This is a genomic window from Ruixingdingia sedimenti, from assembly GCF_031432425.1.
GTDB classification, from domain to species: domain Bacteria; phylum Pseudomonadota; class Alphaproteobacteria; order Rhodobacterales; family Rhodobacteraceae; genus Ruixingdingia; species Ruixingdingia sedimenti.
In genome coordinates, this window is record NZ_JAVKPH010000006.1 from 140,102 (window position 1) to 156,343 (window position 16,242).

The following is a 16,242-nucleotide window of genomic DNA, read 5'->3' on the forward strand; positions in this document are numbered from 1 at the left end:
CCTGTGCTGAGCGGCAGAGTCAGATTTAGGCTTTCTGCCGCCGGGATCCAAGCCGTTAGCGCCGGTCGCGGGCCGGGCCGGGGCGAATCCTTGACGCGGCGGCCCCGGCGGCGCCATCTGGCCCAAAACCCTGCCGGTTGCGAGGCCATGATGCTGCAAGATGCCGTGCTTTACGGTCACCCCGATTCGGGACATGCCTGCAAGGCCGCCTTCGCGCTGGCGCTGGCAGGGGTCCCGCACCGCAGGGTGCGGGTGGACATCTGGGCCCCGCCCGAAACCCGGCCCGCCGAATTCCGCGCCGCCAGCCCCTTTGCCGAAGTGCCCTGCCTCGTGACCGGGGGCGCGGCGCTGGTGCAATCGGCGTCGATCCTGCACGAGATCGCGACCCGCACCGGCCGCCTCGGGGGCGCGGATGCGCAGGGCATGATCCGCCAGCGCGAGATCCTGTTCTGGGAAGCGAACCGCATCGGCATGTGCCTGCCGCAACTGATCGAATCGCGCCGCCCCGGCGCCGGCCCCTTCCCGCCCGGCGCGGTGGACTGGCTGCGCGCCCGCCACGCGGTCGATGCCGCGCGGTTCGAACGCCTGATCGGCGCCGCCCCCTTCCTTGCCGGCGCCGCCCCCGGCATCGCCGATTGCGCCGTCTTCGGCTATGCGCAATGGCACGACCGCGCCGGCGTCACCCCCGGCCCCCGCATGGCCGACTGGCTTGCCCGCATGCGCGCGCTGCCCGAATACCGCCCGCCCGAAGCATGGTTCCCGGCCTGAGCCCATTCCCGGCGTTGGTGCGGGTGGAGGGCGCAGCGGCCTCCGGCGGGGATATTTAAGGACAGAAAATGAACAGGGCTTCTTCCGCTTGAGGAAGGGTGTCGGGCTTCATCTTGCCCCAAATACTCCGGGGGCGCCGACGGGTAGCGCCACTGGTTCGAGAACCAGAAGGCGCGGGGCTGGCCCCCGGCGCCGCCCTCGCCACCGCGCGGAACGGTCAGATCCTGTCCAGCGCCTGCCGCAGGTCCGCGATCAGGTCGCCCGCATCCTCCAGCCCCACCGACAGCCGGATCAGCCCCGGCGTGATGCCGAGCCGGGCCTTCTGGTCGTCGGGCAGGCGCTGATGGGTGGTGGTCGCCGGATGGGTGGCGATCGACTTCGCATCGCCGAGGTTGTTGGAAATCAGCACGATCTTCAGCGCGTTCATGAAACGGAAGGCGGCCTCTTTGCCCGCGGCGATGTCGAAGGTGACGATGGTGCCGCCTTCCTCCATCTGTTCGCGCGCCAGCGCATGTTGCGGGTGGCCGGGCAGGTGCGGATAGATCACGCGCGACAGCCGCCTGTCGCCGTCCAGCGCGGCGGCGATGCGCGCGGCGCTGTCCGACATCGCCCGGCAGCGCAGGTCGAGCGTCACCATGCCGTTCAGCATCACCCAGGCGTTGAACGGGCTCATCGCGCCGCCGGTGTGCTTCATGTAGGTTTCGACCGTCTTGCGGATGAACTCGCGCCGTCCGCAGATCACGCCGCCGAGCGCGCGGCCCTGGCCGTCGATATGTTTGGTGGTGGAATAGACCACCACATCCGCCCCGAGTTCCGCCGCGCGCGAATAGACCGGCGTCGCGAATACGTTGTCGGCGACGACCAGCGCGCCCGCCGCATGGGCGATGTCGGCCACCGCGCGGATGTCGATCACCTCCAGCGTGGGGTTGGAGATGGTCTCGAAAAACACCGCCTTGGTCACGCCGGGCCGCACCGCGGCGCGCCACTGGTCCAGATCGGTGCCGTCGACGAACGTCACCTCGACCCCGTAGCGGCCAAGCACCTCTTCGAGGATATAAAGACACGACCCGAAGAGCGCACGCGCCGACACCACATGGTCCCCCGCGCGCAGCATCGACACCAGCGCGCCGTTCACCGCCGCCATGCCGGATGCGGCGGCGAAGGCATCCTCGGTGCCCTCCAGCGCGGCGATGCGGTCCTCGAACATGCGCACGGTGGGGTTGCCGTAGCGGGCGTAGATGAATTCATCCTCTCCCGCCTTGATGAAGCGCGCCTCGGCGGCCTCGGCGGAAGGGTAGGCGAAGCCCTGCGTCAGAAAGATCGCCTCGGCCATCTCGCCGTACTGGCTGCGGCGGACGCCTTCGTGGACCAGTTTCGTGCGCGTCTTCCAGTCTTTCGTCATCGCGGTGTCCTTCCACGCAAAAGCCCCGGACGCATCCGAGGCGCCGGGGCTGGGCTGGCCGGGGCTCCTCTTTAGCGGCTTGTTTTACGTGGCCCGCAATCCGGAAACAAAGCACCACCCTTTGCGCGATACGCCTGACGCGGGCCAAGGTCAACCGGGGTCAGGGCAGGGCGGCGCCCTCGGGCGTGTCCTGGCTGTAGAGGTTGACCCACCCCGCCCCCTGCCGCTGCCAGAGCGAGGCGACATACATCGCCTCTTCGGCCGCCTGCCCGGGCCGGGTGAACACCGCGCGATAGGCCAGCAGGCCGAGCGCGGGGCCAAGGTCCATCGCCTGCGGGGCCTCGATCCGCCAGGCGGTGACGGCAGGGCCCCGGGCCAGGGCCGCGGCATGCGCCTCGCGCCCGGCAAAGCCCGCAGGCGACAGGCCGAGGAACCCGGGCGCCAGCAGCGCCGCATCCGCCGCGGCATCGCCTGCGGCCATCGCGTGCCAGACGCGGCGTTCCATCTCCAGCAACTCGTCGCGCAGTGCCATCGGGGTCTCCGTCCTTCTGACGGCAGGATGCGGCGGGGCGGCGGGAAAGCCAAGCCCGTCATGGCCTTGCCACCCCCATGTCATCGCCCTGTTGCGCGGATCGAGGATGCTGCGGCGCAGAAAGAGGCGGCTCCGGGGGTGGGCATGGCGGTGGTGCGGATCACGGCGGGGGAGGGGGGTCCGCAGGGGCTGGCGGCCTTGGCCCCGGCGCTGGCGGGCCTGCCGGGGGGTGCGCCGGTGGCGGTGCTGGTGCATGGCTACCGCTATGCGCCCGGCCACCCGCGGGACTGCCCGCATGACGACATCCTCGCGCCCGAAGGGGCGGCCAGCTGGCCGCGGGGCCTGGGGCTGGCGGGGCAGGGCGGGCTGGCGGTCTGTTTCGGCTGGCAGGCGCGCGGCGGGCTGCATGCGGCCTATGGCCGGGCGGGGGCGGCGGGGCAGGCGCTGGCGGATCTGGTCGCCCATCTGCGGACGGTGGCGCCCGGGCAGCGGATCGCGCTGATGGGCCACAGCCTGGGCGCGCGGGTGGTGCTGTCGGCGCTGGCCGCGCTGCCCGCGGGCGCGGCGGATCTGGCGATCCTTCTGGCGCCCGCGGAACTGGCCGGGCCCGGGGCGGCGGCGCTGGCCGCACCCGCCGCGCGGGGCCTGCCGGTGATCCATGTCACCAGCGCGGAAAACGCGCTGTTCGAGCGCGGCTTCGGCCTGCTGATGGGGGCCGCGCCGATCGGGCTGGCGCCGGTGCGGCATCCGGGGTGGATCGACCTGCGGCTCGACGATCCCGCGGTGCTGGCGGCGCTGGCGCGGCTCGGCCATCCGGTGGGCCCGCGCGCCGCGCGCATCTGCCACCACAGCAGCTATACCCGCCCCGGGGCGCTGGCCCTTCAGGGCGCGCTGATCGCCGGCCGCCTTGGTCCCGGCGCGCTGCGCGACGCGCTGCCCGCAGCCGCCCCTCGCCCGCCGCGCTGGCGGCTGCCGGGTCTGGGCGGCGGGATGGGCGCGTTTTCGCGTGCCTGAGCCTTGCACCCCCCGGCCGCCGGGTGCACCCTGACGCCGCGAACCGGAGGACATGCCATGACGACCCCCATCGATCTTTACTACTGGCCCACGCCGAACGGCTGGAAGATCACCATCGCGCTGGAGGAAATGGGCCTGCCCTATGCGGTGCATCTGGTGAACATCGGTGCGGGCGAACAGTTCGCGCCCGATTTCCTGGCGATATCCCCCAACAACCGCATGCCCGCCATCGTGGACCCCGAAGGCCCCGGCGGCGCGCCGGTGTCGATCTTCGAATCCGGCGCGATTCTGCAATACCTCGCCCGCAAGACGGGGCAGTTCTACGGCGCGACGGAACGCGACCGGATCGCGGTGGACCAGTGGCTGATGTGGCAGATGGGCGGCGTCGGCCCGATGGCGGGGCAGGCGCACCATTTCCTGACCTATGCGCCGGAAATGGACCCGCCCCAGGTGCTGCCCTATGCGCAGGACCGCTACCGGCGCGAGGTCGCGCGGCTTTACGGCGTGCTGGACCGGCAACTGGCGAAGGCGGAATTCGTGGCGGGCGACTTCCTGTCGATCGCCGACATGGCGATCTGGCCCTGGGCGATGTTGTGGGAACGCCAGCAGCAGGTGCTGGATGACAAGCCCGACCTCGCCCGCTGGCTCGACGCGCTGGCCGCCCGCCCGGGGTTCCGGCGCGGTAAGGCGGTGGCAGAGGACCGCCGCCGCCAGGGCGCGATGAGCAGCGCGGAACAGAAGGTGTTGTTCCGGCAGAAGTGAGGATGCCGGGGCGGCCCTCTTTGCCCGGCTTCCGGGCTGGTGGAGGGGGCGGGCGCCTCCGGCGGGAGTATTTACGGCAAGATGAAGCGGCGTGGCCCGGTTTTCCGGCCCCGGTCCTCCCTGTCGGCCGCCGGCCCGGCGTTCGTGCCGGGGGCGCTCCGCGCGGGAGTATTTGGGAAAAGGTGAAGCCGCACCGCCGTTTCGGGAACGCGCCGCATCTTCAGGCTGGACCTAAATATCCCCGCCGGAGGCCCCCGCCCTTTCCGCCGGGCCGGACGCCGGGCGGAAGGCGCGGGCGGTGTCGGCCGGGGCCGCCCCTTCAGGCGTCGCCGTCGCGTTCCATCCCGTAGCGGCGCAGAAGCCCGCCCTGCGCCATGAAGAAACCGAACAGCGCCGCCGTCAGCCCGAAGGTCTTGAAATTCACCCAGGCGTCGGTCGACATCAGCCGCCACACCGCCTCGTTCGCCACCGCGAGCCCGGCGAAGAACAGCGCCAGCCGCCGGGTCAGGATCATCCAGCCTTCGGGGCGCAGCGGCAGCATTTCCCCCATCAGCGACGCCAGATAGGACTGCCCGCGCATCAGCCCCAGACCCAGCACCCCGGCGAAGAGCGCATAGATGATCGTGGGCTTCATCTTGAAGAAGCGTTCGTCGTTCAGCCAGACCGACATGCCGCCGAACACCACCACCAGCACCACGGTCGCCACCTGCATCCGGCTCAGCCGCCCCGTCAGCGCCCACAGCACCCCGGTGCAGGCCACCATCAGCGGAATGAAGGCCGCCGTCACCACGATGAAGCCGTCGTATTCGGTGCCGCCGATGGTGAAGACCTGATCCCGCAGCCGCAGGTAGCCGGCGAAAAACGCCGCCACCGGGCCCAGTTCCAGCGCCATCTTCACCCAGGGTTTCACGGGTCTTTCCGCCATGCCGGTCATGCCTCTTCCGTCTCGCCCACCAGCGCGCGGGCGAAATCCTCGGGGTCGAAGGGTTGCAGGTCGTCGATCTGTTCGCCCACGCCGATGGCGTGGATCGGCAGGCCGAAGCGGTCGGCCAGCGCCACCAGCACGCCGCCCCGTGCCGTGCCGTCGAGTTTGGTCATCACCAGGCCCGACACATCCGCGATCTTGCGGAAGATCTCCACCTGGCTGAGCGCGTTCTGGCCGGTGGTGGCGTCCAGCACCAGCAGGGTGTTGTGCGGCGCGGTCGCGTCGCGCTTGCGCAGCACGCGGACGATCTTGGCCAGTTCCTCCATCAGGTCGGCGCGGTTCTGCAACCGGCCCGCAGTGTCGATCATCAGCAGGTCCGCGCCCTCGGCCTGCGCCTTGGCCAGTGCGTCATAGGCAAGGCTCGCGGGGTCGGACCCCTCGGGGGCGGTCAGCACCGGCACGCCCGCGCGCTGGCCCCAGACCTGCAACTGTTCCACCGCCGCGGCGCGGAAGGTGTCGCCGGCGGCGATCACCACCGACTTGCCGGCGGCGCGGAACTGGCTGGCGAGCTTGCCGATCGTCGTCGTCTTGCCCGATCCGTTGACGCCCACCACCAGCACCACCTGCGGCTTTTTCGCGTAAAGCGGCAGCGGCCGGGCCACGGGGTCCATGATGCGGGCGATCTCTGCCGCCAGCGCGGCGCGGATTTCCCGTGCGCTGACGCGGCGGCCGAACCGGCCCTCGGCGATATTGGCGGTGACGCGGGCGGCGGTTTCCACGCCCATGTCGGCGCGGATCAGCAGGTCCTCCAGCTCCTCCAGCATCGCGTCGTCCAGCACGCGGCGGCTTTCCTCGCGCCCGATCAGGCGCGACAGCATGCCGCCGGGCGCGGGCGCGGCGGGGGCCTCTGCCACGGGGGCATCCGCCGGGGCCTCGGCCACCAGATCGTCCAGCCCCTCGCCGATCTTCGACGAGGATTTGAACATCCGATCCTTGAGCTTCTTGAAGAAGGACATCCCCACCCCGCGCTGGCCACAGCTTTCAGCTAATGCATGTACGCCCCGGATGAAAGCCCCGCCCCCATTCGCCGCAGGTGCGGGGCGGTGATTTCGGCGCCGGGGGCGGCTATTCTGGCGCCATGAGCCGCCCTGCCCCGATTCCCGCCCCCTCCGGCGCTCCGCCCGCTGCGATGCGCGCCTTCGCCGCCGCGACGCTGGCGCCGGTGGTGTTGCTGGGGCTCGGCATCCTCTTCGGCGGGCCATGGGCGGCGGGGGCGCTGGTCTACATGACGGTGCTGTCCTTCACGCTGGACCGCCTGATCGCCCGCGCCCTGCCCGAGGCGCCGGAGGGGGCGGAGTTTCCGGCCGCCGACGCGCTGTCGGCGGTGCTGGCGCTGGCCCATCTGGCGCTGGTGCCCGCCGTGGTCTGGGCTGTGGCGGGCGACAGCGGGTTGTCGGGCGCGGCGCGGGTGGCGCTGGCGGCGGGGGCGGGGCTGTGGTTCGGGCAGGTGTCGAATTCGAACGCGCACGAACTGATCCACCGGAGCGACCGGCGGCTCTACCGGCTCGGGGTGGCGGTCTATGTCTCGCTGCTTTACGGCCAGCACGTCTCGGCCCACCGGCTGGTGCACCACCGCCATGTGGCGACGGATGCCGACCCCAATAGCGCCCGGCGGGGCGAAAGCTTCTACGCCTTCGCGGCCCGCGCCTGGCCGGCGGAGTTCCGCGCCGGACGGGCGGCGGAAAGCGCGCTGCGCAAGGGGCGGGGGCTGCATCCCTATGCGGTCTACCTCGGGGGCGCGGCGCTGTGGGTCGCGGGGATCGCCTGGGCCTTCGGCTGGCGGGGCCTGCTGGTCTATCTGGCGCTGGCGGCCTATGCGCAGGCGCAACTGCTGCTGTCGGATTACGTCCAGCACTACGGGCTGCGCCGCGCACTGCTGCCCTCGGGGCGGTTCGAGCCCGTGGGGCCCGGCCACAGCTGGGACGCGCGGCCCCCCTTCACCGCGGCGCTGATGCTGAACGCGCCGCGCCATGCCGACCACCACGCCCATCCCGCGCGCCCCTATCCCGCGCTGCGCCTGCCCGCGGGCGCGGCGGTGCTGCCCCACGGCCTGCCGGTGATGGCGGTGCTGGCGCTGGCGCCGCCGGTCTGGTTCCGGCTGATGGACCGGCGGCTCGACCGGCTCGCGCGCGCGGTGCCGCAGCCGTGAATGGCCCGGCGCCGCGGTTTCTGGCAGCCTGCCGCCCGACGGAGGTGACGCGATGAAACCCTTGGCCCCGATCCTTGCCCTTCTGGGGCTGGCTGTCCCCGCCGGGGCCGAAACCCCGCTGGACGGACCGGCCTTCGAGGCGCGGGTGACGGGCCGCACACTCGCCTATGCGCAGGACGGCATGGCCTACGGGGCCGAACAATACCTGCCCGGGCGCCGCGTGGTCTGGGCCTTCGCCGGGCAACCCTGCCAGTATGGCCGCTGGTACGAAGCCGCCCCGGCCCGGATCTGCTTTGTCTACGACACCGACCCCACGCCGCAATGCTGGCAGTTCTTCGACCGCCCCGGCGGGCTGACGGCGGTGTTCGAGGGCGGAGGCACCCAGCCCCTGACAGAGGTCGGCGACATCGACGGCCCGCTTGCCTGCCCCGGCCCGCAGGTCGGGGTGTAACGCCCGCTGTGTGGCCCGGTTGAGAGTGCGGGAGCCTCCGGCGGGGATATTTAAGGACAGAAAGTGAGGAAGGCCGGGTCTTGTGGACCTCCTTGTTCATTTTCTGTCTTTAAATATCCCGGGGTCCGGGGCAGCGCCCCGGTGCTATCCGCAGGCCCGGGCATGGCGTCAGAACAGATCGCCCTGCGCCGGGGGCGGGCCGCCCTTCGGCTTGCGCGCCGCCGGGCGGGCGGGGGGGCCGAGGGGCAGGCGGCCGTCGTGGAACTCGATCTCCAGCGCGCCGGCCGCCTCGGCCGCCGCGCGGCTGGTGACGACCGCGCCGTCGCCGCGCACCACCGCATAGCCGCGCCGCAGGGTTTCGGCATAGCCGAGCGTCTGGCGCAGGCGGTCGCGCGCCTCCAGCCGTTCGCGCAGCGCGGCGAGGCGGGCGGGGGGCGCGGCGTCCAGCCGGGTGGCGAGGCCGGTCAGCGCGCCGCGCTGTTGCGCCGTGCGGTGGCCGTGGCTGGCGAGCGTCGCCGCCAGCCGGTCGGAAAGGCCCGCCAGCGCCAGCCGCTGGCGTTCCACCCGCTGGTCCGCCGCGCGGGCGAGCCGCGCCCCGGTCTCAAGGCCCCGGCGCCCGGCCTGATCCAGCGTCTGCGCCAGAAGCCGCGGCCGGATCGCCGCCGCCAGTTCCGTCAGCCGCGCGCGTTTCTTCGCCACAGGGGCCGCCAGCGCCGCCGGCAGCCGTTCGCCCCAAAGATCGAGCCGCTGGCGCGCCGGTTCGGTCAGCCGTTCGGCCCGGGGCAGGGCGCGCGCCAGATCGCCCGCCCGCTGCCGCCGCTGCGCCAGCCCCTGCACCAGCGCCCGCAACAGCCGCGCGCCAAGCGTATCGGCCTGCGCCAGCAGGTCCATCCGCACCGGCACCGCCATTTCCGCCGCCGCCGTGGGCGTCGGCGCGCGGCGGTCGGCGGCATGGTCGATCAGCGTCGTGTCGGTTTCATGCCCCACGGCGGAAATCAGCGGGATGCGGCTTTCGGCGGCGGCGCGCACCACCGCTTCCTCGTTGAAGCCCCACAGATCCTCGATCGACCCGCCGCCGCGCGCCACGATCAGCACATCGGGCCGCGGCACCGGCCCGCCGGGCGCAATGGCGTTGAAGCCGCGGATGGCGGCCGCGACCTCTGCCGCGCATTTCTCGCCCTGCACCGCCACCGGCCAGATCAGCACATGGCGGGGAAAGCGGTCCGCCAGCCGGTGCAGGATGTCGCGGATGACGGCGCCCGAGGGCGAGGTGACGACCCCGATCACCTGCGGCAGGAACGGGATCGGCTTCTTGCGCGCCGGATCGAACAGCCCTTCGGCGGCCAGCGCGGCGCGGCGCTTTTCCAGCATCGCCATCAGCGCGCCGAGCCCCGCGGGCGCAAGATCGTCCACGATCAGCTGGTATTTCGACTGGCCCGGGAAGGTGGTCATGCGGCCGGTCGCGATCACCTCCATCCCTTCCTCGGGGCGGATCTGCAACCGCGCGGCCTGCCCCTTCCAGGTGATCGCGGCGATGACGGCGCCGGAATCCTTGAGGTCGAAGTAAAGATGCCCCGACGCCGGGCGGCTGACGCGCCCCACCTCGCCGCGCACGCGGATGCGGCCGAATTCGCCCTCGATCACCCGTTTCACCGCGCCGGACAGTTCCGACACGGTATATTCGGGGGCATTGCCCGGGCGGGGGTCTTCGAACAGGTCGGACATGGACGCTCGCTTGTGATCCGGCGGGAGTGACCTTAGAACGCGGGCGAGGCGAGGCCAAGCGGGGGCGGCGATGAACATCCTGATACTGGGCGGCGGCGGGCGCGAACATGCGCTGGCCTGGGCGATCCGGCAGAACCCGAAATGCGACCGGCTGATCGTCGCGCCCGGCAATGCGGGGATTGCGCTGCTGGCCGAATGCGCGGCGCTGGATGTGCTCGATCCCGCGGCGGTGGTGGCCTTCTGCGAGGCCGAGGCGGTGGATTTCGTCGTGATCGGGCCCGAGGCGCCCCTGGCCGCGGGTGTGGCCGATGCGCTGGCGGCGGCGGGGGTGCTGGCCTTCGGGCCGTCCGCCGCGGCGGCGCGGCTGGAGGCGTCGAAAGCCTTCACCAAGGAAATCTGCGACGCCTGCGGCGCGCCGACCGCCGCCTGGGCCCGGTTCGACGCCGCCGAACCCGCGCGGGCCTATATCCGCGAAAAGGGCGCGCCGATCGTGGTCAAGGCCGATGGCCTTGCCGCGGGCAAGGGCGTGATCGTGGCGATGACCGAGGCCGAGGCGCTGGACGCGGTGGACGAGATGTTCGGGGGCGCCTTCGGGGCCGCCGGCGCCGAGGTGGTGATCGAGGAATTCATGGCCGGCGAGGAGGCGAGCTTTTTCGTCCTCTGCGACGGCACCTCGGTCCTGCCCGTGGGCACGGCGCAGGACCACAAGCGCGTGGGCGACGGTGATACCGGGCCGAACACGGGGGGCATGGGCGCCTATTCCCCCGCGCCGGTGCTGACCGATGCCATCGCCCGGCAGGCGCTGGAAGACATCGTCAAGCCCACCGTGGCCGAAATGGCGCGGCGCGGCACGCCCTATTGCGGTGTCCTCTATGCCGGGCTGATGATCGAGGGGGGCCGCGCGCGGCTGGTGGAATACAACGTCCGCTTCGGCGACCCGGAATGTCAGGTGCTGATGATGCGGCTCGGCGCACAGGCGCTGGACCTGCTGCTCGCCTGTGCCGAGGGGCGGTTGGCGGGCGCGGGGGTGAACTGGGCCGACGACCACGCGCTGACGGTGGTGATGGCGGCGCAGGGTTATCCGGGGGATTACGCCAGGGGCTCGGTGATCCGGGGGCTGGATGCGCTGCCGGCGGACAGCGCCAACATGGTCTTCCACGCCGGCACCGCGGCGCGCGACGGGCAGGTGGTGGCCAATGGCGGGCGGGTGCTGAACGTCACCGCGCGGGGCGCCACGCTGGCCGAGGCGCAGGCCCGCGCCTATGCGATGGTGGACCGGATCGACTGGCCCGAAGGCTTCTGCCGCCGCGACATCGGCTGGCGCGCGCTCTGATCGCCGGGCTCTTGCCCTGCCGCTGGCCCGGGGGCGAGGGCAGGGGCCTCCGGCGGGAGTATTTCAGGGCAAGATGAAGCCACGCGCGCCCTCACCGGGGGGCGTGACCTGTTCATTTTCTGTCCATAAATATCCCCGCCGGAGGCCGCTGCGTCCTCCATCGGGCCAGCGGCCGGGGTGGGGCGCTGCGATCAGATCTGGCGTTCGGGCAGGTGCAGCACCAGCCCGTCCAGCGCCTCCGTCACCTTGATCTGGCACGTCAGGCGCGAGTGTTTCGGGTCCGGCTGCCAGGCGAAATCCAGCATGTCGGCCTCCATCGCATCCGCCGGCGGCAGGCGGTCGAGCCATTCGGGCGCGACATAGGCGTGGCAGGTGGAACAGGCGCAGGCGCCGCCGCAATCGGCCTCGATCCCCGGCACGCCGTTGTCGCGCGCGCCCTCCATCGCGGTCATGCCGTTCGGCACCTCGATTTCATGCCGGCGTCCGTTGTGTTCGATATAGGTGATTTTCGCCATGACTGCCTGCCCGGGTTGCCTTGTCGGTGTTGCCTTGCCGTTCCGGGCCCGGCATACGCCACCGGGGCCGGATTCGCCAGTGCCGGGCGGGCGGGGTTTCGCCGCGCCGCGGCTGCGGTTATGGTGGCGCCCGGCCCCCCGGGGCCGGATCCAGGGCAGGACCAAGGGCAGGATGATCCCGCTTCGCATCATCATGGTGGGCGCGCTGGCGCTGGCGGGCTGTACGCCCGCGGTTCCGCCGCCGGGGGACGGCACGCTGGCCGCCGCGCTGGCCACCGCCGCGCCCGAGCCCGCGCCGGGCGAATGCTGGCATGCCGAGGTGCTGCCCGCCCTTTTCGAGACCGTGACGGAACAGGTGGTCGTCCCCGCCGCGAACGGCGCCCCCGCCAGCGTGCGGACCGAGACGCACCAGCGCATGGTCCGCCCCCGGCGCGAGGTCTGGTTCCGCGTGGTCTGCCCGGCGCAGGGCGCGGGCACGCCGGATTTCACCGCCACGCTGCAACGGGCGCTGAAGGCGCGCGGGGTCTATGCCGCGCCGGTGACGGGGGTGATGGACGGCGAAACCCGCGCCGCGATCCGCCGCTGGCAGGCGGCGCGCGGGCTCGACAGCGACGAGATGTCGCTGGAAGGCGCGCGGGTTCTGGGGATCGTGCCGGGCGGGTTCAAATGAAAGGGGCGCCCGGCGGGGCGCCCCTTCGCATCGCTCAGGCCCGGAGGGCGGTCATTCCACCGACAGCGCCATGAACCGCGGGTCGCCCCCGCGCCGCACCAGAAGCAGCAGCGACTTGCGCCCCTCTTCCTTCGCCTCGTCGATGCGGGCCTTGAGGTCGGCGGGCGTCGCCACCTTCTGCTGCGCCACCTCGGTGATCACGTCGCCCGGGCGCAGGCCCTTGGCATAGGCCTCGGCGCTTTCGTCGACCCCGGTCACCAGCAGCCCTTCGGTGCCCGCGGCAAGGCCGAGCTGTTCCAGATCCTCTGCCGCCAGCCGGCGCACCGTCAGCCCCAGAAGCGACTGTTCGGAAGGTGCTGCATCCGGCGCGGCGCCGGGGGCGGTGTCGGATTCGCCCTCTGCCGTCTCGCGCCGGCCGAGGGTCACGGTCAGGGTGGTGGTCTTGCCCTCGCGCAGGACCACGACGCGCACGCCCTTGCCCACCTCTGCATCCGCGACGCGGCGCACCAGTTCGCGCGTGTCGGCCACATCGGCGCCGTCGAAGCTGATGATCACATCGCCCGCCTGCATGCCCGCCTCGGCGGCGGGGCCCGTAGGCACGTCGGTGACCAGCGCGCCCTTGGCGGCGGGCAGGCCCATCGCCTCGGCCACGTCCGGGGTCACGTCCTGGATACGCACGCCAAGCCAGCCGCGCCGCGTTTCGCCGAAGTCGCGCAGCTGCGCGACCACCTTGGACACCACGTTCGAGGCCATCGCGAAACCGATCCCGATGGAGCCGCCGTTGGGCGACAGGATCGCGGTGTTCACGCCCACGACCTGCCCGTCCATGTTGAACAAGGGGCCGCCGGAATTGCCGCGGTTGATCGCCGCGTCGGTTTGCAGATAGTCGTCATAGGTGCCCGAAAGCGTCCGCCCCCGCGCCGACACGATCCCGGCAGAGACCGAGAACCCCTGGCCGAGCGGGTTGCCCATCGCCATCACCCAGTCGCCCACGCGCGCGGCGTTGCTGTCGCCGAAGGGCACATGCGCCAGCGGGGTTTCGCTTTCGACCTTCAGCAGCGCGATATCGGTCTTGGGATCGGTGCCGACCACCTTGGCCTTGAGCCGGTTGCCGCCGAAGAATTCCACCTCGATCTCGTCGGCGCCCTCGATGACGTGGTTGTTGGTGACGATGAACCCGTCCTCGGAAATCACGAACCCCGAGCCGAGCGCCTGCCCGCGGCGCGGGGCCGGTTCGCCCCGGTTGTTGCGGTCGAGGAAGTCGCGGAACAGGTCCTCGAAGGGCGATCCCTCGGGCACCAGCGGGCTTTCGTCGGTGCGCGCGGGGATGGTGGTGGAGGTCGTGATGTTCACCACCGCCGGGCTTACCTTGTCGGCGAGGTCGGCGAAACTGTCGGGCCGCGCGGCGGCGGCCACCGCCTGCGTCAGCACCAGCGCCAGCGCAAGCAGCAGGCCCCAGAACCAGCGCGCGGCCTCTGCCGTGCCGGGGCCGGCGCGGCCGGTCAGGGTGAGTGCCCTTGACTGCATGGAAATCCCTCCATCGGTAGGTCGGCCCGCAAGCGGCAGGCCCGGATGATGCCCAGACAATGGGCAAGGCGGCGGCACAATGCAAACGGCGCAACGAAGTCTCAAAGGGATGTGATGCGCGCGGATGAGTTCGTGTGCGGGGCCCGGGGGTGCGGGCGGGTCAGACCGCGCCGCGGGCCAGCCAGACCAGCACCACGCCCGCGGCCAGCATCGCAAGGCCGATGGCGCGGCGGCGGTCGCGCGGCATGCGCGCGATCACCGCCACCACATCTTCCAGCCGCGAGGGCGCCAACGCGAAGGCCAGCCCCTCGATCACCAGCACCAGCCCGATCGCCAGCGCCAGCAGGCTCATTCCCCGCTGCCGTCGCTGCGCAGGTAGTCGAAGAAGGTGCTGTCGGGTTGCAGCACGATCGACGAATTCTCGCCCTTGAGTGCGCGCTGATACGAGGTCAGCGAGCGGGTGAAGGCGAAGAATTCCGGGTCGCGGCCGAAGGCTTCGGCATAGATCCGGTTGCGTTCGGCATCGGCCTCGCCGCGGATCACCTCTGCCTGCCGGCGGGCGTCCGAGGTCAGTTCCACCACCGTCCGGTCGGCCGCCGCGCGCACGCGCTGCGCGGCCTCGCCGCCGCGGGCGATTTCGTCCGCCGCCTCGCGTTCGCGTTCGGCGCGCATGCGGGCGAAGGTCGCGGCAAGGTTCTGGTCGGGCAGGTCGGTGCGGGTCAGCCGCACGTCGATGACCTCGACGCCGAGCGCCGCCGCCTCGCGCCGGGCGATGTCGCGGATGCGGTTCATCAGCCCCGTCCGGTCCTCGGACAGCACCGCGTTCGAGGGCACGCCGCCGAGGATCTCGCGGATGGCGGCGTTCAGGATGCGTTCCAGCCGGATCTGCGCGGCACTGATGCCCTGTGCGCCCACGGCCTCGCGGAACTCCACCAGATTGGCGATGCGCCAGCGCGCGAAGGCATCGACGACAAGCCGGCGGTCGTCGAGCGGCGTGATCTCGGCCGGCTGGGTGAAGAGCCCCAAGATCCGGCCGTCATAGGTGACGACTTCCTGGATGAGCGGGATCTTGAAGCCGAGCCCCGGTTCTTCCTTGACCTGTTTCACCTGGCCGAATTGCAGCACCAGCGCCTTTTCGCGTTCGTCCACGATGAAGATCGACGACAGCACACCGGCGATGACGATGGCGAGGACGGGCAGGATGATCGCACTGCGTTTCATCAGTTGGTCCCCCTGCTGGTCTGGCCGCCCGTCTGGCTCCCGGTCTGGCCGCGCGTCAATTCGTTCAGCGGCAGATAGGGCACCACGCCCGAACCGCCCGCCTGGCCCGAAACGCCGTCGAGGATGACCTTGTTCATGCCGCCCAGAACATCCTCCATCGTTTCCAGATACATCCGCCGCCGGGTGACGTCGGGGGCCTTCACATATTCCTCATAGACGGCAAGGAAGCGGCTCGCCTCGCCCTGGGCCGCGTTCACGACCTCTGCCCGGTAGGCTTCGGACTGTTCCAGCAGCCGCGCGGCCTCGCCGCGGGCGCCGGCGGTGACGCGGTTGGCATAGGCGTCGGCCTCTTTTTCCAGCCGGTCGCGTTCCTGCTGCGCCGCCTGCACCTCGCGGAAGCTGTCGATGACCTCGCGCGGCGGGTCGGCGCGGTCGAGGTTGATACGGACCACGTTGATCCCCGACTGATAGCTGTCGAGCGTGGACTGGATCGCCGTGCGCAGGTCGGCCGCGATGACGCCGCGGTCGCGGTTCAGCACGGGGGCCAGTTCGGAGCGCGCGATGATGTCGCGCATCGCCGATTCCGCCACCGCGCGGATCGTGTCGACCGGATCGGCAAGGTTGAACAGGAATTTGTCGGGGTCGGCGATGTTCCAGACCACCTGGAATTCTATATCCACGATGTTCTGGTCGCGCGTCAGCATCAGCCCGGTGTCCTGCGGGCCGTTGCGGCCGGTGCCGATGTCGGTGTTCCGTTCGCCCGTCACCTGCACGATTTCGGCAGTGACCAGCGGCCAGGGGGCGAAGTTCAGGCCCGGGTTGCCGATGCCGGAAAACTCGCCCAGGAACAGTTCGACCGAACGTTCCTCGGGCTTGACGGTGTAGAAGGACATGAAGCCCCACAGCACCGCCACCGCCAGCGCGCCCAGCACCAGCCCCTGGCGGGTGAAGATGGGCGAGGGCCCGCCCCCGCCGTTGCCCGTGCCGCGCCCGCCGCCGTTGCCGCGCCCGCCCATCAGCACGCGCAGCTGTTCCTGGCCCTTCTTCATCAACTCGTCGATCTCGGGGATCTGTGGCCCTTCCGGGCGGCGCCCGCCGCCCCCCGGTCCGCGATTGCCGCCGCGGTCGTCGTTGCCGCCGCCGCCCGAACCTCCACCCCAGGGTCCGCCTGTTCCCGCCATTAACCTA

17 protein-coding genes and 1 riboswitch are annotated in these 16,242 nt (G+C 71.5%); of the genes, 7 read left to right on the forward strand and 10 right to left on the reverse strand.

From position 1 onward, the window contains the following. Window positions 1-147: 147 nt before the first annotated feature. On the forward strand, window positions 148-768 hold the full coding sequence (locus tag RGD00_RS07760) for a glutathione S-transferase family protein (RefSeq protein ID WP_310456739.1): 621 nt from the start codon (window positions 148-150) through the stop codon (window positions 766-768). Window positions 769-985: 217 nt separating this feature from the next. Here the strand turns inward: RGD00_RS07760 and metZ are convergent, their stop codons facing one another. Continuing rightward, a complete protein-coding gene (gene metZ / locus RGD00_RS07765; protein WP_310456740.1) occupies window positions 986-2,170 on the reverse strand; it encodes an O-succinylhomoserine sulfhydrylase in 1,185 nt (394 codons plus the stop codon). A gap of 48 nt (window positions 2,171-2,218) precedes the next feature. Further along, a riboswitch (SAM riboswitch) is annotated at window positions 2,219-2,298 on the reverse strand. 32 nt (window positions 2,299-2,330) lie between these two features. Further along, window positions 2,331-2,702: a DUF4440 domain-containing protein gene (locus RGD00_RS07770; protein ID WP_310456741.1), complete on the reverse strand. Its 372-nt coding sequence runs from the start codon at window positions 2,700-2,702 to the stop codon at window positions 2,331-2,333. A 60-nt stretch (window positions 2,703-2,762) separates the two neighbouring features. Between RGD00_RS07770 and RGD00_RS07775 the strand changes: the two genes are divergently transcribed. Beyond that, entirely contained in the window at window positions 2,763-3,716 is a 954-nt protein-coding gene (locus tag RGD00_RS07775) for an alpha/beta hydrolase (RefSeq protein WP_310456742.1), read from the forward strand. Window positions 3,717-3,773: 57 nt separating this feature from the next. Further along, a complete protein-coding gene (locus RGD00_RS07780) occupies window positions 3,774-4,478 on the forward strand; it encodes a glutathione S-transferase N-terminal domain-containing protein (RefSeq protein WP_310456743.1) in 705 nt (234 codons plus the stop codon). A gap of 319 nt (window positions 4,479-4,797) precedes the next feature. Here the strand turns inward: RGD00_RS07780 and RGD00_RS07785 are convergent, their stop codons facing one another. Together RGD00_RS07785 and ftsY are read right to left on the reverse strand one after the other, a co-directional pair. Beyond that, a complete protein-coding gene (locus RGD00_RS07785) occupies window positions 4,798-5,403 on the reverse strand; it encodes an inner membrane-spanning protein YciB (protein ID WP_310456744.1) in 606 nt (201 codons plus the stop codon). A gap of 5 nt (window positions 5,404-5,408) precedes the next feature. After that, complete coding sequence (gene ftsY / locus RGD00_RS07790; RefSeq protein ID WP_310456745.1) at window positions 5,409-6,419, reverse strand: signal recognition particle-docking protein FtsY; 1,011 nt, start codon at window positions 6,417-6,419, stop codon at window positions 5,409-5,411. Between the two features lie 173 nt (window positions 6,420-6,592). On the opposite strand from ftsY, the gene RGD00_RS07795 reads away from it, so the two are divergent. Next, on the forward strand, window positions 6,593-7,612 hold the full coding sequence (locus RGD00_RS07795) for an alkane 1-monooxygenase (RefSeq protein ID WP_310456746.1): 1,020 nt from the start codon (window positions 6,593-6,595) through the stop codon (window positions 7,610-7,612). A gap of 52 nt (window positions 7,613-7,664) precedes the next feature. After that, window positions 7,665-8,063, forward strand: a complete 399-nt coding sequence (locus RGD00_RS07800; RefSeq protein WP_310456747.1) for a hypothetical protein — start codon at window positions 7,665-7,667, stop codon at window positions 8,061-8,063. Window positions 8,064-8,231: 168 nt separating this feature from the next. Here the strand turns inward: RGD00_RS07800 and xseA are convergent, their stop codons facing one another. Beyond that, the gene (xseA, locus tag RGD00_RS07805) at window positions 8,232-9,788 is read right to left on the reverse strand and encodes an exodeoxyribonuclease VII large subunit (RefSeq protein WP_310456748.1); all 1,557 of its coding nucleotides are present in this window, start codon (window positions 9,786-9,788) and stop codon (window positions 8,232-8,234) included. Between the two features lie 70 nt (window positions 9,789-9,858). Here xseA and purD point away from each other — a divergent pair, with 70 nt between their 5' ends. Further along, window positions 9,859-11,121 carry a phosphoribosylamine--glycine ligase gene (gene purD / locus RGD00_RS07810; RefSeq protein ID WP_310456749.1) on the forward strand — a complete coding sequence of 421 codons (1,263 nt, stop codon included), beginning with the start codon at window positions 9,859-9,861 and terminating at the stop codon, window positions 11,119-11,121. Window positions 11,122-11,312: 191 nt separating this feature from the next. On the opposite strand, the gene RGD00_RS07815 is transcribed toward purD, so the two are convergent. Further along, window positions 11,313-11,636, reverse strand: coding sequence for a 2Fe-2S iron-sulfur cluster-binding protein (locus RGD00_RS07815; RefSeq protein WP_310456750.1), 324 nt, complete (start codon window positions 11,634-11,636; stop codon window positions 11,313-11,315). Window positions 11,637-11,808: 172 nt separating this feature from the next. On the opposite strand from RGD00_RS07815, the gene RGD00_RS07820 reads away from it, so the two are divergent. Next, on the forward strand, window positions 11,809-12,306 hold the full coding sequence (locus tag RGD00_RS07820; protein ID WP_310456751.1) for a peptidoglycan-binding domain-containing protein: 498 nt from the start codon (window positions 11,809-11,811) through the stop codon (window positions 12,304-12,306). Window positions 12,307-12,357: 51 nt separating this feature from the next. On the opposite strand, the gene RGD00_RS07825 is transcribed toward RGD00_RS07820, so the two are convergent. The 4 genes from RGD00_RS07825 to hflK form a co-directional block, all read right to left on the reverse strand. After that, a complete protein-coding gene (locus tag RGD00_RS07825; protein ID WP_310456752.1) occupies window positions 12,358-13,833 on the reverse strand; it encodes a DegQ family serine endoprotease in 1,476 nt (491 codons plus the stop codon). 160 nt (window positions 13,834-13,993) lie between these two features. After that, window positions 13,994-14,185: a DUF2065 domain-containing protein gene (locus RGD00_RS07830; protein WP_310456753.1), complete on the reverse strand. Its 192-nt coding sequence runs from the start codon at window positions 14,183-14,185 to the stop codon at window positions 13,994-13,996. After that, on the reverse strand, window positions 14,182-15,054 hold the full coding sequence (gene hflC / locus RGD00_RS07835) for a protease modulator HflC (protein ID WP_310456754.1): 873 nt from the start codon (window positions 15,052-15,054) through the stop codon (window positions 14,182-14,184). The genes RGD00_RS07830 and hflC overlap by 4 nt, the downstream gene beginning before the upstream one ends. After that, window positions 15,054-16,235 (reverse strand): FtsH protease activity modulator HflK, encoded by a 1,182-nt coding sequence (gene hflK / locus RGD00_RS07840; protein ID WP_310456755.1) that lies wholly within the window; start codon window positions 16,233-16,235, stop codon window positions 15,054-15,056. The genes hflC and hflK overlap by 1 nt, the downstream gene beginning before the upstream one ends. Window positions 16,236-16,242 lie beyond the last annotated feature (7 nt).

Excerpts from the sequence above, each read along its gene's own strand:
- RGD00_RS07760 (WP_310456739.1), top strand. The coding sequence starts at position 148 with ATGATGCTGCAAGATGCCGTGCTTTACGGTCACCCCGATTCGGGACAT.
- metZ (WP_310456740.1), bottom strand. The coding sequence starts at position 2,170 with ATGACGAAAGACTGGAAGACGCGCACGAAACTGGTCCACGAAGGCGTC.
- RGD00_RS07770 (WP_310456741.1), bottom strand. The coding sequence starts at position 2,702 with ATGGCACTGCGCGACGAGTTGCTGGAGATGGAACGCCGCGTCTGGCAC.
- RGD00_RS07775 (WP_310456742.1), top strand. The coding sequence starts at position 2,763 with ATGGCCTTGCCACCCCCATGTCATCGCCCTGTTGCGCGGATCGAGGAT.
- RGD00_RS07780 (WP_310456743.1), top strand. The coding sequence starts at position 3,774 with ATGACGACCCCCATCGATCTTTACTACTGGCCCACGCCGAACGGCTGG.
- RGD00_RS07785 (WP_310456744.1), bottom strand. The coding sequence starts at position 5,403 with ATGGCGGAAAGACCCGTGAAACCCTGGGTGAAGATGGCGCTGGAACTG.
- ftsY (WP_310456745.1), bottom strand. The coding sequence starts at position 6,419 with ATGTCCTTCTTCAAGAAGCTCAAGGATCGGATGTTCAAATCCTCGTCG.
- RGD00_RS07795 (WP_310456746.1), top strand. The coding sequence starts at position 6,593 with ATGCGCGCCTTCGCCGCCGCGACGCTGGCGCCGGTGGTGTTGCTGGGG.
- RGD00_RS07800 (WP_310456747.1), top strand. The coding sequence starts at position 7,665 with ATGAAACCCTTGGCCCCGATCCTTGCCCTTCTGGGGCTGGCTGTCCCC.
- xseA (WP_310456748.1), bottom strand. The coding sequence starts at position 9,788 with ATGTCCGACCTGTTCGAAGACCCCCGCCCGGGCAATGCCCCCGAATAT.
- purD (WP_310456749.1), top strand. The coding sequence starts at position 9,859 with ATGAACATCCTGATACTGGGCGGCGGCGGGCGCGAACATGCGCTGGCC.
- RGD00_RS07815 (WP_310456750.1), bottom strand. The coding sequence starts at position 11,636 with ATGGCGAAAATCACCTATATCGAACACAACGGACGCCGGCATGAAATC.
- RGD00_RS07820 (WP_310456751.1), top strand. The coding sequence starts at position 11,809 with ATGATCCCGCTTCGCATCATCATGGTGGGCGCGCTGGCGCTGGCGGGC.
- RGD00_RS07825 (WP_310456752.1), bottom strand. The coding sequence starts at position 13,833 with ATGCAGTCAAGGGCACTCACCCTGACCGGCCGCGCCGGCCCCGGCACG.
- RGD00_RS07830 (WP_310456753.1), bottom strand. The coding sequence starts at position 14,185 with ATGAGCCTGCTGGCGCTGGCGATCGGGCTGGTGCTGGTGATCGAGGGG.
- hflC (WP_310456754.1), bottom strand. The coding sequence starts at position 15,054 with ATGAAACGCAGTGCGATCATCCTGCCCGTCCTCGCCATCGTCATCGCC.
- hflK (WP_310456755.1), bottom strand. The coding sequence starts at position 16,235 with ATGGCGGGAACAGGCGGACCCTGGGGTGGAGGTTCGGGCGGCGGCGGC.